This is a genomic window from Granulicella pectinivorans, from assembly GCF_900114625.1.
Taxonomy (GTDB): Bacteria; Acidobacteriota; Terriglobia; order Terriglobales; family Acidobacteriaceae; genus Edaphobacter; species Edaphobacter pectinivorans.
On sequence record NZ_FOZL01000001.1, the window covers coordinates 2140255 to 2156335 of the forward strand.

Here is a 16081-nt window from a genome sequence, read left to right on the forward strand (position 1 = left end):
TGCCGGTGGGCGCTAAACAGCCGTCCAGCCGCCATCCACAATCAGGTTCTGGCCGGTTACATAGGTGCTGGCGTCGGAGGCGAGGTAGAGGAGGGCTCCGCAGAGCTCGATGGGGCGGCCGATGCGGTTGAGGACGGTGTAGCCCTTGAGTTTTTGCACGAAGGGGGAGTCTTCGGCAACGGCGTTTTCGGTGGTGTCTTCGGTGTTGGAGAAGGGGCCGGGGGAGATGCAGTTGGCGCGGACGCCTTCGCGCCCCCAGAAGCTGGCGGTGTAGCGGGTGAAGGCGGCGAGGGCTGCCTTGGAGGCGCTGTAGCCTGGGGGGTTGAGGGAGGTGGTGCCTTCGTAGAGCTGGGGGCGGGGGGCGACCGTGGCGTACATAGTGGCGATGTTGATGATGGAGCCGCGCTTTTGCTCTTTCATCTTGATGCCGAGGCGTTGGGTGGTCTGGACGGCCCAGTAGACGCCGCCCTGGAGGTTCTTCATCCACTGGTCCATGCTGGCGTTTTCGAGCGAGCCCTCGGGGATGTTGAAGCCGGTGTTCGCGCCGAGTTCGTGGGCGTTGTTGATGAGGATGTCGATGGACTTCTCGTCCGCGGCGATGCGGTCGCAGAGGCCGTTGAGGGCCTCGGTCGCGTACATGTCGATCTGGTGGACGGCGATCTTGTCCGCGCCGAATTCGTTGGCCCAGGTCTTGGCTTCGGACTGGAGGCGGTCGGATCGGCCGAGGGCCACGACGCGGGCTCCGTTGGCGAGGAGCGCGAGGGCGAAGGTGCGGCCGAGGAAGCCGGAGGCCCCGGTGAGGACGGCGGTCTTGCCTTCGAGGGAGAAGAGGCTGGAGGTGCGGAGGTCGGCGGCGGTGATAGGCATGGGGCTCCGGATCAAGTTGTGCCGACAGGGAAGAACAGCAGATTCCCTTCGGGAATGACAACCAAAAAGGCTAACGCTAAGACCAGTATCGCTTGATGTAGGCGAGCTGGGTCTGGATGAAGTTGACTTCGTCGCCGGGAGTGCCGCGGGCTACCTGGAGGGTTACGCCGCCTTTGTAGTCGATGCGCTGCATGCAGGCAAAGACGTCGTCGAAGTCGGCGGAGCCGGTGCCGAGGGGGCGGGTTTCGATGCCGCCTTCGGGTTTGCGGTAGCGGTCCTTGATGTGGATGGAGCCGATGCGGTCTCCGTAGGCGGCGAACTCTTCGCTGGCGATGTAGCCGAGGCCGGAGGAGTTGCCGGAGTCCCAGTTGACCTTGAGCATCGGGTGGGGAATGCGGGCCATGAAGGCTGCGAAGTCCTCGGGATTGAGGTCGGTTTCGAGGTGGAGTTCTACGCCTGCTTGTTCTGCCAGCGGGAGGGCCCGGTTGAGGACTTCGACGATGATGTCCTTGTCGGCTTCGGTCTGGATCTTCGAGTTGTCGACGATAGGTATGACCATGCGGGTTGCGCCGATCGCGGCGGCGATGGGGAGGAGCTCGTGGAGGTGCTGTTCGCGGGCTTCGCGCTCTTCCGGCGTGCAGCGGAGGAAGGGGAAGTCCATGAACCAGTCACCGCAGAGGGCGGGGGTTTTGATGTTGCTGGCGGCTTTGAGGGCGGCTAGTTCGGCGCGGCCTTCCGGGGTGAAGATGGGGTTCGCGCCCTTGTCGTAGTCGTCGTGAATCCACTCAATGTAGTCGAGGCCGGCTTCGCGGGCGCGCGGGATCTCTTCTCGCCAGGCCGCCCGGGGGAAGGATTGGAAGCGGCCGTCTTCGGGAGGGGCGAGGCGGCCTTGCATGATGCCGTAGGTTTTGGGCATTTGACTCCGGTGATACCACTCTTGCTGAGTTTTTTGAAGTTAAGCCACGCGAAACTGCTCGAGGTTAAGCGGCCAGAGGGGTGTGTATTCATCTTCATCAAAGTCCCGATAACCGGCTGCGAACGGAAGGCCGGGACGAGCTTCTTCGATGGTTTCTCCGACAACTTCCAAGATTGCTTGAGGTTCGTTTGTATGAATGAAGATATTAGCCTCGCCCAAACCGTAATCGTGCCCGTCGACGAGGACCTCAGCGTGGGATTCTAACTTCCCGCGCAAGAGGTCCTCGAGTGAGATCAGGTCGTCAAAGGTTTCAAACCGGGGAGCTTCGAACTGGATGACGAGTTGGTATTTCATTTCTAGGGATTATTCGGGTAATGGTTTGACGATCATGTTGGCGAGGAACTCTTCGCGAGGCAGGAAGGGGAAGAGGTCTTCGAGGGGCTTGGAGACGAAGGAGCCGTCTTCCTTCTGGTAGGACTGCAGGCGGGGGGCGCGGACCTCGTCGGGAAGGACGTTGACGTCGCAGAGGACCGGGCCGGGCATGTCGAGGACCTTGCGGACGTCGGCGGTGAGGTTGGTTTGGTCGTGAATGACGTAGGTGCCCAAGCCGTAGCTGGCGCCCACCTTCGAGAGGTTCGGGATGGTGAGGCCGGTGTTGCGGTCTGCCCCGATCGACGCGGAGCCGAAGTAGGCTTTCTGGCTGGCGCGGATGGAGGAGTAGCCATCGTTGTTCAGGACGAAGAACTTGATGGGAAGCTGGAGGCGGTGGATGGTCTCGAGCTCCTGGATGTTAAACTGGAATCCGCCGTCTCCGTCGACCGCGATGACCTCGCGTCCGGGGTTGGCGATGGCTACCGCGATGGCCATGGGGATGGCGTAGCCCATGGAGCCGAGGCCGGCGGTGTGGTAAAGGCGCTGTGAGTGGAGCGTGGGGCAGGCGAGGAGGTAGATCTCGATGCCGGAGCCGGAGTTGCCGACGACGAGCCGGTCTTCCTTGCTGACTTCCGTGCCCAGGACTTCCGACAGGTTGAAGATAGAGACGAGGCCTTCGGGCTTGCGGTGTTCGTCGGTGACGACGGGGTATCGGGTCTTCCAGTCGGCGCAACGGGCGAGCCAGGGCTTGAAGTCGCGGGGCTTGAGTTCGGATTTGCGCTTGAGGAGTTCAGTGAGGAACGCCTTGGCGTCGGCCTGGATGGGCTGCTGGAGGTAGGGGTGCAGCTTGTTGAGCTCGGCGGCGTCGATGTCGACGGCTGCCTTCCAGGCCTCGCGGGCGAGGTTGTGGGGGGCGTAGCCGGTGATGGCGAAGTCGAGACGGACCCCGATGGCGAGCAACAGGTCAGAGTTCTGGAGGGCGAAGTTGGCTCCTCGGGCGGCGACCGATCCGGGACGGCCTACGTAGGTCGCGTCTTCGGATGGGACGAGGTCGGCGGCGCACCAGGTGGCGACCGTGGGGACGTTAAGGAAGGTGCGGAGTTCTTCGAACTCCTTCTCGGCGCGGGCCAAACGGATGCCGTTCCCTGCGAAGAGAAGGGGGCGCTCGGAGGCGTTGAACTTCTCGATGAAGGTGGTGACTTCGGCCGCGAAGTCGGAGCCCTTGACGATGTGGCCGGATTCGGACGGGCTTTCGGGATCGAAGCTTCGGAGGGTTTCGGGGTCGGGGATGGGGCCGGCCTGTACGTCGAGGGGGATGTCGATCCAGACGGGGCCGGGGCGTCCGTTGAGAGCGAGCCAGACGGCTTTCTCCATGTGGTAACGGATGTCGAGCGGCTCGAGGATCGTCACGGCGTACTTGGTGATGGGTTTGACGATGGAGACGATGTCGACTTCCTGAACGCCGAGCTGGCGCATGCCGAGGGGGGTGCCGTCGGGCGCAAACATGCGGTCGGGGCGCTTGACCTGGCCGGAGATGTAGAGGGTTGGCGTAGAGTCACACCACGCACCCGCGACTCCGGTGACGGCGTTGGTGCCGCCGGGGCCGGTCGTGACCATGCAGACGCCAAGTCCGTTCGACGCTTTGGCGTAGCCCTCGGCGCAGATGGCGGAGGCCTGCTCGTGCGAGTTGCAGATGGAGTGGATGCGCTTTTCGGCGCCGAGCGACTGGTTGAGATGCATGGCTCCGCCACCGGTGACGAGGAAGACATTGGTCACGCCTAAATCGGCGACGAACTTCACTACATAGTCAGAAAGCTTCATGGGTCTCAATTCTAAACGGACGGAATGGTGTGCTGCGGGCAGCGCGGCTTACTCGGGTGGGCGGAGTTTGAAGACGTGTTTGCCTTCGAGGTTGCGGACTTTCAGGAGGGCGTCGACGAACTCGCGGACGGCACCGGCTCCGCCGAGCTGCTGGGAGACGAAGCCTCGCGGGTGGGCCGAGACGTAACGTACCACCTCTTCCGCGGCGTCGGCCGGGCAGGCGCACAGGCCGGCGATCTCCATGGCCCAGAGATCGTTCACGTCGTCGCCAAAAAAGCAGGTATCGGCAAGAGGCGCTCCCGTCTTTTCGGACCACTCGCGGAGTGCCGTGGCCTTGTCGCGGCAGCCCTTAATGACGTGAGGGATGCGGAGCTTGTCGGCGAAGCGGTCGACGAGGGGCGAGGGCTCGCCGGAGATGAGGGCGAGCTGGATGCCCAGGCGGCGCGCCAGCGAGATTCCCATGATGTCGGCGAAGTGAAAGGACTTCGACTCGGAAGCGGGGTCGGAGGCATTCCAGGTGAGGGTTCCGTCGGTGAGTGTTCCATCGACGTCAAAGGCGATGGCCTGCAGGTTCTGCAGGCCATCGGTAAGTTGCTTGGATCGCTTTGCCATGAGCTAGACGGCTGCTCCGACGCGGCGCAGCTTCTTCATGACCGGGATCTCTTCGTCGTAGACGCGCTTGATGCCATCGCCCATCGACTGCTCGCAGAGGCGGATGTCGCGGACGAGGCGGCTGATGCCGTTCGGCTCCAGTGAGGCCGCCTGGTCGGAGCCCCACATGGCGCGGTCCATGGTGATGTGGCGCTCCACGCAGCAGGCGCCGAGAACGGCAGCGGCGACGGAGGTGGGAATGCCGGTCTCATGGCCGGAGTAGCCGATGGGCAGGTGGTAACGAGCGGCCATCGTGGGGATGGCGCGGAGGTTCAACTGCTCGTACTTCGCCGGGTAGGTGCTGGTGGTGTGCATCAGGATGAGGTCGTCGGTGCCGAGAACGGCGACGGCGTGGTCGATCTCATCGTAGGTGCTCATGCCGGTGGAGGCGATGACGGGCTTGCCGGTCTTGCGGATGTGCTTCAGCAGGTTGTCGTCGGTCAGCGATGCCGAGGCAATCTTGTAGACCGGAGTATCGAATTGCTCCATGAAGTCAACTGAACCCTCGTCCCAGGGGGAGACGAACCATGGGATCTTCACGGACTTGCAGAAAGCATCGATTTCGGCGAAGTCTTCGTAGTCGAACTCGAGACCATGCTTCAGGTCGCCGTTGGTGGTGCCGAAGGGATTGGGGCGTGGGGTCGCGAGTTCCGCGGCCGTGTAGACCACGTCGATGGTGCGCTTCTGGAACTTGACGGCATCGCAACCGGCGGCTACGGCGACACTGATCAGGCGCTTTGCCAGGTCGACGTCACCGTTGTGGTTGATGCCGATCTCCGCGATCACGTAGCAGGGCTGGCCTGCGCCTACAAGTTTGTTGCCGATCTTGACAGTGCTCATTGAAACTCCGGGTTTGCCCTTTCGGGACGTATGTCTGAACGGAATGGGTTCAGGCGGAACATGTCGAATTGTTGCAGATAGCCGATCAGTCCGTCCACAGGGTAATGGTGTGGGCTTACTATGGCTCCCATGGGTCGTTCTGCTTTCTTAGGACGTCATTTTTGCGACGAGGGTTATATGAACTTCGAAAAAAGACTGGCGGGGCTGGTTTTGGCGGGTTGCACGGCTCTGGCGATGGGACAGGCTTCGGCGGCCGCACCCACGGGCTGGGTGACGCCCGGCATGAAGGCGGGAACCGAGATGCTTTTGTGGCCGGATGGGCCGGGCGGCAAGAACGGCGCGCCGGGAGCCCAGGGGGAGACGGCCGCCGACCGGCCCACGCTGCGGGTTTATCTGCCGACGGTGCCGAATCCGACCAAGACCGGTGTGGTGGTCGCACCAGGCGGTGGGTATACGCATCTCTCGATGAATAAGGAGGGCGAGGATATCGCGCTCTGGCTGAATGCTCATGGCGTCGCGGCCTTCGTGCTTCGCTACCGGCTTGGGCCGGTGTATCACCATCCCATCGAGATTGGCGACGCGCACCGGGCTATCCGGACGGTGCGGGAGCGGGCGGCGGAGTATGGGATTGCCGCGGATCATATAGGGATGTGGGGCTTTTCGGCGGGTGGACACCTGACGGCAACCGCAGGGACGCGCTATGACGCCGGTGAGGCAAGCTCGGCGGACCCGATCGAGCGGATGAGCAGCAAACCCGATTTTCTGGTGCTGTCGTATCCGGTGATCACACTCGAAGCTCCCCTGGCGCATGCCGGATCGAGAAAGTATCTTCTGGGCGACACGCCGGACCCCGCTCTGGTGAGCGAACTCTCCGCGGAGAAGCATGTGACCGCGGATACGCCACCCACGTTTCTCTTTGCGACGACTGACGACGGGACCGTCCCAGTGCTGAACAGCGTGATGTTCTATGAGGCTTTGGTGAAGGCGAAGGTGCCGGCTGAGCTGCATCTGTACCAGCATGGGCCGCATGGGGTGGGGCTGGCTCCGGGGTTCCCGGATCTGAAGGGGTGGTCTGACCTTCTGGCGGCCTGGATGAGGGCTCGTGGCTTGATGGGGCAGTAGATTGGGTCGCCTGAGTACTTTCTTGGGTGATTCTGCTGCATGTCGCGGCGGCACAGACTCCTGTGCCGCCGGTTCTGCTTTCGCCACAGGCCGCGTTGGAACGGGCGAGTGCCCCGGTGGAGATCACGCATCGCAGCGTCGAAAACTGGTCGGACGTGCTTTGCTGGCGGACAGCACGCCGCCGGTGCTTCCAGCGAAGACGCCCGTGGCGAAGGGGGGAGCGCGTGCGAAGGAATCGGAAACGCCAAAGACCGTCTCGGAGCAGCTACGGAAGACGCCTACGCTGGTGGTGTCTCCGTCGGTTCTCGCGGACTTCGACGCGACCGATTTTCCGTTTCTGATTGCGACGGACCGGGATGGGATTATCCGTTTGATGATGCCGGCGGCTCCGGACAATGCGCTGGTGCAGGGTGGGATCGTGGATCAAATGACGACGACGGTGATGGCGACCTGGCCGGCGAAGGAGGCGAAGTGACGGTTCGTGCCTTCGAGGAGGCGAACGCCGACGATTTCAGCGGCCTTTTGCTGGCGCTGTGGTGGGATGCCAAGGGCGACTGGAAGCAGGCGCACGAGATTGCACAGGATGTCGAAGGCGCGGACGGGGCCTGGGTGCATGCGTATCTCCATCGCAAAGAAGGCGATACGTGGAATGCCGGGTATTGGTACCGGCGTGCGGGACGGCCAGAGGCCAGGGGAAGTCTGCGGGAAGAGTGGGAAGAGATCGTCACGGAACTCTTATGTCGCGCTTAGGACTTTTGGCTTAGACCGGAGTTTCTGCTTGGAGCGACGGGGCTGGGTTGTGTAGAGTAAGCCCATCGAACACCGATTTTGACAGAAATTTCTTCGGACACCCGCGGGTGTCTGTAGGAGTTCTCTCTTCCCCCGCTTTCCGGTTCCATGCGGTCTCTGCTGGCTCAAAAATAATAAGGTGATGCGCGTATGAGTTTTTCAAGGCTTCGGTCGTCTTTGCTTCTTTTGGTTATGATGCTTCCTTTCGCGGTGAGTGGGGTGCAGGTGTTGGCCCAGGCTCCGGCGGCTACTGCTCCGGCAACGGATGCGGACCGGATGGCGGCGCTCGAGAAGCAGGTCGCGGCGAATACCGCTGCGGCAGCGGCTGCGCAGACGGCTGGCGATAACGGCTGGATGCTGGTGTCGGCGGCTCTGGTCCTGATGATGAGCGGTCCCGGGCTGGCTCTGTTCTACGGCGGCCTGGTGCGCAAGAAGAACATTCTCGGCACGATGATGCAGACCTTCGCCATGATGGGCGTGATCACCGTGCTGTGGGCGCTGGTGACGTACTCGCTGGCCTTTGGCGACGGCAATGCGTTCATCGGCGGGCTGCATAACGTGTTTTTGCGTGGTGTGGGGCTGATGCCCGATCCTCGTTACGCGGCGACGATTCCGCTGCAGACGTTCATGGTGTATCAACTGATGTTTGCGATCATCACTCCGGCGCTGATTACGGGCGCGTTTGCGGAGAGGATGAAGTTTTCAGCCATGCTGGTGTTCATGGTTCTGTGGGCGTTCATCGTATACAGTCCCATGGCACACATGGTGTGGGGTGTGGGCGGCTTCCTCAATGTGACGGGCGGCAAGTTCCCCTGTCTCGATTTCGCGGGCGGTACGGTGGTTCACGTGACGTCGGGCGTATCGGCGCTGGTGACGGCGCTTTACATGGGCAAGCGCCTTGGCTATCCGAAGATTCCGATGCCTCCGCACTCGGTGGTGCTGAGCTTTATCGGTGCCTGTCTGCTGTGGGTGGGCTGGTTTGGATTCAATGCCGGTTCGGCTCTGGGCGCGGGCACGCTGGCGACCTCGGCATTCGTGGCGACGCACTTTGGCGCGGCGGCTGCTGCCTGCGGATGGAGCGCAGCGGAGTGGCTGCGGCAGGGTAAGGTTTCGGCTCTGGGAGCGATCTCGGGCTGCGTGGCCGGGCTGGTCGGCATTACACCGGCAGCGGGCTTCGTGACGCCGATGGGCGCTCTCTGGATCGGGCTGATTGTGGGCGTGTTCTGCTACTTCATGGTCGTCAAGGTGAAGGCTCTGTTCGGCTACGACGACTCGCTGGATGCCTTTGGCGTCCACGGTGCGGGCGGAACGCTGGGAGCCATCCTGACCGGGTTGTTCGCGCGTGCGTTCATCAATCCCGGTGTCAACATCGACGGTTTCTTTGCCGGCAACCACAAGCAGCTTCTCAACCAGTTCGTGGGCGTCGGCATTGCCTGGTCGCTTTCGATCGTGGGCACTCTCCTGATACTGTTTGTGGTCGACAAGACGATCGGTCTGCGTGTCAGTGAAGAAGATGAGCGCACTGGACTTGACTTGTCGCAGCATGGCGAAGAGGGTTACGACTGGGCTCACTAACGACAGGGCTTAGGGCGTAACGCCCAGGGCTTAGAACGGACGAGAGGATTTTATGCAGAAGATTGAAGCAGTGATTCAGCCGTCGAAGCTGGATGCAGTGAAGGAAGCTCTAGTGGAGATTGGCATCGAGGGGATTACCATCCTCGAAGCGCGTGGGCACGGGCGTCAGAAGGGGCATACGGAGTTCTACCGTGGCCGGGAGTACTCGGTGGATCTGTTGCCGAAGGTGAAGCTGGAGATCGTGACCACCGACGAGATGGTCGAGAAGACGATTCAGGCCATCATGACGGCGGCACGCACGGGCAAGATCGGCGACGGCAAGATCTTCGTCTCGAAGATCGACGAAGCCATCCGGATTCGCAACGACGAGCGGGGCGAGATCGCCCTGTAAGTCTCGCCGGAAACCGGCAAATGCGACACTCTCCTGCGGGTTGGGTATAGACTTCCTTCCCGACTCGCGGGAGGCTCGCACGGTCCATCGGACACCCTGAATCCAAGTCACGCAGTGACCGCTGCCTGTGCAGGCGGCATTACTCGATCTTCAAATTCAATGGGATGTCTGCCCGGTCGTCGAAGGAACTGATGGTCTTAATCGCACCCTTCTTCTTCTCGGTCTGTGCCCAGACTTCATAGTCGTGGTTCTGCTGGAGTTGCACGAAGCGGTAAGAGCCACCATCGTCCACGCCGACACTCTTGACCGAGGAGTCGTGCTTGTCCTTCAGAAAGACCACGGCGTCCTTGATTGTCTTCCCGTTGGTGTCCTGCACCCTACCGCTCAGGATGCGCTCTTTGGGGTCCTGCGTGCCTTCCGGGTTGCTGCCGTTGGTGCCGAAGCGGATGGTCGCGACGCGTTTGCTCTGCGGCCCGGTCGCGGACTGCGCATAGGTGGAAGCTGCGCCAGCGGTGAGAAGCAGACAGAGTGCAAGCAACGGGCATCCGTGGCGATAAGAAAAGAACGGCTTCAGCATAGACCATCCTCTTGGGGAGTTTCTTCGTTAAGGTTTGAGACGATGCCCCTTGGGAGAAGTTTCGAATAACGCGTTTGGGCGGATTCTCGCCGATGGGAAAGCTTTTGTTGATCTCAAGGTCTCGTTGGGAGATCATGCACTTTCAGGGAATATGTTTTTGGAGGATTGTCGATGACGGAGGAGGGCGACTCGGCTCTGGCGGCGCGCGAAGAGTACCGCGAAAAGATGCTCGGCCTTCGCGTTTCATTTGAAGCCGCGGCTGGCGGGACGGATGCGGGGGCGGCGGCGATTCTGGCCCGTTCCGCAGCGATGGATTCCCTGGTGGCGGCGTTGTGGAGCGCGGAGAGCGCAGGCAATCAAAGGCTGCGGGACAACGTCTCTGTGATCGCCGTAGGCGGGTATGGACGGCGTGAACTGTTTCCCTCGTCCGATGTGGATCTTCTTTTTCTGCTGGATACGAAGTTCGCGGAGTCGGAGGCGAAGGACTCGATTCGCCGGGTGAGCCAGAGCCTTTGGGATGCCGGGGTGCGCGCCTCGCCGGTGACGCGTGGGTTGACCGAAGCGGACAAGCTCGACCCCGAGAACGTGGAGTCGGCGCTGGCTCTGCTCGATGCCCGGCGCGTGTGCGGGGACGCCGGCCTGTTTGCGCGGATGCAGATGCTGGCAAGTGAACGGCTCGGTGGCAAGGATGGTAAGACCATCATGACCAAGCTCGCGGAGTTGGTCCGGAGTCGCTATGCGAAGTACGGCGGCACACTCTTTCATCTGGAACCGAATATCAAGGATTGCCCTGGCGGATTGAGGGATGTCCACGTTTGTCAGTGGATCGGGCGTCTGCTGGAGATGGGCAAGAAGAAGGGCGTCGTGCTGGCTCCGGGAGACGACGGCGAGTTTCGCGAGGCATTCGAATTTCTGGCGACGGTGCGATGTTTTCTGCACTACCGGCGTGAGCGCGACGACAATACGCTCGACTGGCAGGCGCAGGACGAAGCCGCGGCACGTGGCATTGGGATTGGGCCGCACGGACGGCGGGGCGATGCTTCGTACTGGATGCGGATCTACTTCCGGCATGCGCGCATTGTGAACCGCCGCGCGGTGCAGGCACTGAGCGAGATTCCCCTGCCGCGGAAGCTGAAGCTGCCGATGCTGCGGCGGGTGGGCGCGATTGCCGCGCAGGGCTTCCGGGTGGAGCAGGGAAGGGCGACGCTCGATCCGGCGGTTCCGGGGCAGGAAGATCCGGCGCACGAGCCGCATGTGGTCCTGCACCTCTTCGTGGATATGGCGCGGGATGGCTTTGTGCTGTCTCGCGAGACCGAAGACCGCCTGTCGAACGCGCTGCCTCTGATCTCGGCGCATCTTGAAGAGGGACCAGCGCTATGGCATCGTCTGCGCGAGGTGCTGAAGGGGCCCTTTGCGGGCGATGCGCTGCGGGCGATGCATGCCATGGGCCTGCTGGAGTTGCTGATTCCGGAGTTCCACGGCATCGATGCGCTGGTCGTGCGGGATGCGTATCACCGCTATACGGTGGACGAGCATACGTTTGTGGCGATCGACACGCTGCACTCGCTCAGGAGGCCGCAGGCCGGTGCGGCGGGGGAATGGGCGGCGAAGTTTGCCCGGCTGCTTGAGGATCTGATCCATCCGGAGCTGTTATTTCTGGCCACGCTCCTGCACGACACTGGCAAAGGCCATAGCGGCGAGCAGCACGCGGTCGAGAGCGAGCGGATGACCCGGAGCGTGGTGGAACGCCTTCAGCTTGAGAGCCATGAGCAGGATCTGGTGAAAGCGTTGGTCCGGCAGCATCTGGAGATGTCGGCTGCGCTGCGACGCGACATCTTCGACATGGAGACAGTGCGGGCGTTCGGGTCGCGGGTGGGCACCATCGAGGCGCTGCGCATGCTCACGTTGTTCACCTATGCCGACATCAATGCGGTGCATCCGGATGCGCTGACGCCGTGGAAGGCGGAGAATTTGTGGCGGCTTTACGTGGCCACGTCGAACTACCTGGATCGCAGCGTGGACGACGACCGCGTGAGTGCCCGCGCGGGCAGCGAGCTGGTGCATCGCGTGGTGGCCTTCGCTCCGGGGAGGAAGGCCGAAGTCGAGGCGTACCTGGAAGGCTTTCCCGAGCGGTATCTGCGGACAAGGTCGTCGGAACAGATCCGTCGCCAGTTCGAGATGTCGATGCGATTCGCCGAGGATCCGGTGCAGTTGGACTTTTCCTATGCCCCGGAGGCGAGCGAAATCACGCTGGTGACGCGGGACCGCGAGCTCCTCTTTGCGACCATGGCCGGTGTACTGGCGGCCTGGGGGATGAACATTGTGACGGCGGATGCGTTCTCGAACGCGCAGGGGGTGGTCGTCGACAGCTTCCGTTTCACCGATAGCTTCAAGACGCTGGAGATGAACGAGAGCGAGCGTGGACGGTTCGTGGCCAGCGCGCACGACGTCCTGACGGGGAAGCAGACCGTCGACAAGATGCTGGCCAGCCGGAAGCGCGCGAAGAGGAAGGCTCCCAAGGTGACGGTTGAGACGCGCATCGACTTCGACCAGGAGGCCTCGTCGCAGAGCACCCTGGTGCAGGTGGTCGCGCAGGATACCCCGGGTCTGCTGCGCGCGCTGAGCCTGACGCTGGCGAGCCACGGATGCAACGTGGAGGTCGCACTGGTCGATACCGAGGGCGAGATGGCCATCGACGTCTTCTACCTGACGCGCGAAGGTGCGAAGCTGGATGAGGCGATGCAGATCCAGCTCCGGCTCGATCTGCTGGAGGCGATGGACGAGAATGCGCGTTAGGGTCGCTCTGGTTCTGGTGTTGTCGGCGGTCGGTTTCGGGCAGGGCGTGTTGACGCCGAAGCCTGGTTCCTGCCGGAGGATGGTCGTCGAGGGCGAGGTGGCTGCGGGCCGCGGCTACGAAAAGATTATCGGTGGCGGACTGAAGGTGGGACTGGAGCCGATCGCCGAAGGGTGGGCGGTGCGTGTGGTTCCGGCGGTCGGACCACGTGACCCACATGACTCGGCCGAACTGGCCACGCCGCCCTACCGGTCGCTGAGTCCGCTGATTGTGAGTACGGGGCTCGGGTTTCGGGCTCAGGATGCGGTGGGATGGAATCCGCGGCGGTTCCGCTATGCGGCCACGCCGGCTGCCCATGCGGCGCTGCAGCGTCTGTATGACAAGGTGACGACGGCGAAGGACCCATCGCCGGCCGACGACGCGGAGTTGGGCCGCCTGGTGGCTGCGGCTCCGGAGGCGACCTTGGAGATCCTGGATGCAGGGCTGATTCCGGGAACGGCGGATCAGGTGGAATCGGCCAATGCCGTGGCGGTCCACTTCACGACGACAGCCCACCGGATCGACCAACCGGCGGATGGCAAGGGGACCCCTCTGGGCAAACTGGAGTGGATTCGTTTCCGGTTTTCGCTCGATGTCCCGCCGGGGATGGTGCCTGCGAGCGGAATAAAGCTCGTTCCTGGATCATGTTCCATTCTTTAAGCCAACCCAATTCGCAAAGCCTGCATCCATCCGAATAATCAGCCTTTTGTCTTACCGTGTTTCGCCCTGAACCCCTTTATACTGATTCTTATGACTCCCGACTCCAATCAAACAACGAGCAATGGACGTCCGACTGCGGTGCCGCAGAAGGATGACCGGTATTTTTTCGGTGCGCTGGACAGCTTCGGCAAAAACCAGGAAAAGCTTCGCGAGGTGAACTGGGGCTATGAGCAGCCTGAGGGGATCGTGCTGGCGTCGTTGGACGCGGCGATCAACTGGGTTCGCAAGAACTCGGTGTGGCCGATGACGTTCGGTCTCGCGTGCTGCGCGATCGAGATGATGTCGATGGGTGGCTCGCGGTACGACATCGCAAGGTTTGGCGCGGAAGTGTTTCGTCCGTCGCCGCGGCAGAGCGATCTGATGATTATTGCGGGTCGCGTGTCGCAGAAGATGGCGCCGGTTATTCGCAGGCTGTATGAGCAGATGCCGGAGCCAAAGTGGGTGATCTCGATGGGCGCTTGCGCGACCTCGGGAGGAGTCTTCAACAACTATGCTTTGCTTCAGGGCGTCAACCAGATTATTCCGGTTGATATCTACGTTCCTGGATGTCCCCCGCGCCCGGAACAGTTGCTGTATGCCATCACGCTGTTGCAGGAAAAAATTCAGCAGGAGCGCGGGGCGCTCCGGAGGACGCTGAATCTGGGTAAGTAGTTTGGTTACTCCTTTGCCGTTGTGCGGTAGTTTTCCGGTCTTTTGACGGCGATTACTGCTAGATTTTAGCTAAACGTTACCGCAGTCCAATTTTGTTCTCGACACGTTCATCAACTGCGGTAAACTTCGGTTGTCCAGAGCACAGCACCCGGGAAGTTGTGAACCCGGCGATTTTTGTAAGAATTTTTAGTGGAGGAAGTCGAATGGTTTATCGCCCGTTTCGCAGTCTTGGCCGGTTAGCACTGGCTGCTTGTGTCGTCAGTCTTGGGGTAGCAAGCCTGGGTGCACAGACTGCCCCTACGCTTGGGCCTAACCCGTCGCGCGTTGATGTCTTCACCGGTTACTCCTATTTCGGAGCACACGGACAGCTCAAGCCGGGTTACATCAATTATGCGTCGATCAACTACGGTGCGATCGGCAGCGGTGCTTACTATTTCAACAAGTATGTCGGCGCTGAGATCAACTTTGTTGCGCATCCGAGCGGCACGAACGATGGTCTGTACAGCTCGTCACTCGGACCCATCTTCCGCGCCCCGATGCAGAACTACACCCTCTTTGCCCACGGCATGGTGGGTGGCGCGAAGCTGGGCGGTCCGAACAGCAATGGTCCTCTGCCTTACCATAACCCCTACCAGTGGGGCCCGACGCTCACCGTCGGCGGCGGCATGGACTACGATCTGCCGTTCTTCGATCATCGCTTCTCGCTCCGTCTTTTCCAGGCTGACTATCGCTACATCCACGCGAACTACGGTCCGTACGCCGGTATCCCGACGGGCGGTGTTCTGGGTGGACGCGCTAACCTCAGCGGTGTGGACCTGAGCACCGGTATCGTGACGCACTTCGGTCATATCATCCCGCCGCCTCCTGTCACCTATGCCTGCGTTGCTGCTCCGACGACGATCTTCCCTGGCGACCCCATCACGGTCACGGGTACCGCGACGAACCTGAACCCCAAGAAGAACGCCACCTACACGTGGTCGGCTGATGGCGGAACGGTCTCCGGCACCTCGAACGTGGCGAACGTCGACACGAAGACGCTTTCGGCTGGCACCTACACGGTCAAGGGTCATGTCACCGAGGGCAACAAGCCTGGTGAGATGGCAGACTGCTCGGCGCAGTTCACGGTCAAGGCCTTCGAGCCGCCGACCATCAGCTGCTCTGCGAATCCTTCGAGCGTCAAGCCCGGCGATTCTTCGACGATCACCGCCAATGGCGTGAGCCCGCAGAACCGTCCCCTGACCTACAGCTATAGCTCCACGGCTGGTTCGGTAAGCGGCAGCACCTCCACCGCGACCCTGTCGACGGCTGGCGTTGCTCCCGGAACGATCACTGTCACCTGCAATGTGGTTGACGATAAGGGCCAGACTGCTTCGCAGATGACCACCGTCTCCATCATTGCTCCTCCCCCGCCGCCGGCACCCAAGACGCAGGCTCTTTGCACGGTTGCTTTCGACCGCGACAAGAAGCGTCCCACCCGTGTGGACAACGAAGCCAAGGCTTGCCTTGACGACGTAGCCCTGAACCTGCAGCGTACGCCCGATGCGAAGCTCGCACTGGTCGGCTCGGCAGCCAGCACGGAAAAGGCACCTGCGAAGAAGGCTGAAGAGCGCGCAGTCAACACCAAGGCGTACCTCGTAACGGAGAAGGGGATCGACGCAGGTCGCATCTCGGTCTACACCGGAACGTCGGACTCCAAGTCGGTGTCGACAACGCTGATCCCCTCGGGTGCCACGATGGACTCGACCGGCACGACGATGGTCGACGAGACCGCTGTTGTCGCTCAGCCCCGCAAGGGAGTCGCAAAGCGTCATCACAAGAAGTAGTTCTCGAACTGCTTGCAATGCAAAGGCTGACTGGGAGCAATCCCAGTCAGCCTTTTGTTTGACTGTCTTTGTACAATCGTTTCAGAGTCTTGCTCGTCTCGAATGAATCTCAAACGCCAACAGTATCTCCCCT

16 protein-coding genes are annotated in these 16081 nt (G+C 61.8%); 9 read left to right on the top strand and 7 right to left on the bottom strand.

Going from position 1 to position 16081, the window contains the following annotated elements:
• Positions 1 to 12: 12 nt before the first annotated feature.
• From BM400_RS08600 to BM400_RS08625, 6 genes are all read right to left on the bottom strand, one after another.
• Positions 13 to 867 carry an SDR family oxidoreductase gene (locus BM400_RS08600; protein WP_089838484.1) on the bottom strand — a complete coding sequence of 285 codons (855 nt, stop codon included), beginning with the start codon at positions 865 to 867 and terminating at the stop codon, positions 13 to 15.
• A 76-nt stretch (positions 868 to 943) separates the two neighbouring features.
• Positions 944 to 1783 (bottom strand): sugar phosphate isomerase/epimerase family protein, encoded by an 840-nt coding sequence (locus BM400_RS08605; protein ID WP_089838486.1) that lies wholly within the window; start codon positions 1781 to 1783, stop codon positions 944 to 946.
• Between the two features lie 39 nt (positions 1784 to 1822).
• Positions 1823 to 2137 carry a hypothetical protein gene (locus BM400_RS08610; protein ID WP_089838488.1) on the bottom strand — a complete coding sequence of 105 codons (315 nt, stop codon included), beginning with the start codon at positions 2135 to 2137 and terminating at the stop codon, positions 1823 to 1825.
• A 9-nt stretch (positions 2138 to 2146) separates the two neighbouring features.
• Positions 2147 to 3976 carry a thiamine pyrophosphate-binding protein gene (locus tag BM400_RS08615; RefSeq protein ID WP_089838490.1) on the bottom strand — a complete coding sequence of 610 codons (1830 nt, stop codon included), beginning with the start codon at positions 3974 to 3976 and terminating at the stop codon, positions 2147 to 2149.
• A gap of 48 nt (positions 3977 to 4024) precedes the next feature.
• A complete protein-coding gene (locus tag BM400_RS08620; RefSeq protein ID WP_245781758.1) occupies positions 4025 to 4588 on the bottom strand; it encodes a KdsC family phosphatase in 564 nt (187 codons plus the stop codon).
• 3 nt (positions 4589 to 4591) lie between these two features.
• On the bottom strand, positions 4592 to 5467 hold the full coding sequence (locus BM400_RS08625) for an N-acetylneuraminate synthase family protein (protein ID WP_089838492.1): 876 nt from the start codon (positions 5465 to 5467) through the stop codon (positions 4592 to 4594).
• A gap of 177 nt (positions 5468 to 5644) precedes the next feature.
• Between BM400_RS08625 and BM400_RS08630 the strand changes: the two genes are divergently transcribed.
• The 5 genes from BM400_RS08630 (at position 5645) to BM400_RS08650 (ending at position 9344) form a co-directional block, all read left to right on the top strand.
• A complete protein-coding gene (locus BM400_RS08630) occupies positions 5645 to 6589 on the top strand; it encodes an alpha/beta hydrolase (RefSeq protein ID WP_245781759.1) in 945 nt (314 codons plus the stop codon).
• A 22-nt stretch (positions 6590 to 6611) separates the two neighbouring features.
• Positions 6612 to 7064 carry a hypothetical protein gene (locus BM400_RS22005; protein WP_175528931.1) on the top strand — a complete coding sequence of 151 codons (453 nt, stop codon included), beginning with the start codon at positions 6612 to 6614 and terminating at the stop codon, positions 7062 to 7064.
• Positions 7061 to 7339 (top strand): hypothetical protein, encoded by a 279-nt coding sequence (locus tag BM400_RS08640; RefSeq protein ID WP_089838496.1) that lies wholly within the window; start codon positions 7061 to 7063, stop codon positions 7337 to 7339. The genes BM400_RS22005 and BM400_RS08640 overlap by 4 nt, the downstream gene beginning before the upstream one ends.
• Positions 7340 to 7570: 231 nt before the next feature.
• Positions 7571 to 8953, top strand: coding sequence for an ammonium transporter (locus BM400_RS08645; protein ID WP_245781760.1), 1383 nt, complete (start codon positions 7571 to 7573; stop codon positions 8951 to 8953).
• A gap of 52 nt (positions 8954 to 9005) precedes the next feature.
• Positions 9006 to 9344 carry a P-II family nitrogen regulator gene (locus BM400_RS08650; RefSeq protein ID WP_089838497.1) on the top strand — a complete coding sequence of 113 codons (339 nt, stop codon included), beginning with the start codon at positions 9006 to 9008 and terminating at the stop codon, positions 9342 to 9344.
• Positions 9345 to 9483: 139 nt separating this feature from the next.
• Here BM400_RS08650 and BM400_RS08655 read toward each other — a convergent pair whose 3' ends face one another.
• Positions 9484 to 9921 carry a carboxypeptidase-like regulatory domain-containing protein gene (locus BM400_RS08655; protein WP_089838499.1) on the bottom strand — a complete coding sequence of 146 codons (438 nt, stop codon included), beginning with the start codon at positions 9919 to 9921 and terminating at the stop codon, positions 9484 to 9486.
• A gap of 171 nt (positions 9922 to 10092) precedes the next feature.
• Between BM400_RS08655 and glnD the strand changes: the two genes are divergently transcribed.
• From glnD to BM400_RS08675, 4 genes are all read left to right on the top strand, one after another.
• Positions 10093 to 12717: a [protein-PII] uridylyltransferase gene (gene glnD, locus BM400_RS08660; protein WP_089838501.1), complete on the top strand. Its 2625-nt coding sequence runs from the start codon at positions 10093 to 10095 to the stop codon at positions 12715 to 12717.
• The gene (locus BM400_RS08665) at positions 12707 to 13414 is read left to right on the top strand and encodes a hypothetical protein (RefSeq protein WP_089838503.1); all 708 of its coding nucleotides are present in this window, start codon (positions 12707 to 12709) and stop codon (positions 13412 to 13414) included. Before glnD ends, BM400_RS08665 begins: the two co-directional genes overlap by 11 nt.
• Before the next feature lie 90 nt (positions 13415 to 13504).
• Entirely contained in the window at positions 13505 to 14125 is a 621-nt protein-coding gene (locus BM400_RS08670) for an NADH-quinone oxidoreductase subunit B (RefSeq protein WP_089838504.1), read from the top strand.
• Between the two features lie 203 nt (positions 14126 to 14328).
• Positions 14329 to 15948, top strand: a complete 1620-nt coding sequence (locus BM400_RS08675) for a hypothetical protein (protein WP_089838506.1) — start codon at positions 14329 to 14331, stop codon at positions 15946 to 15948.
• Positions 15949 to 16081: the final 133 nt, after the last annotated feature.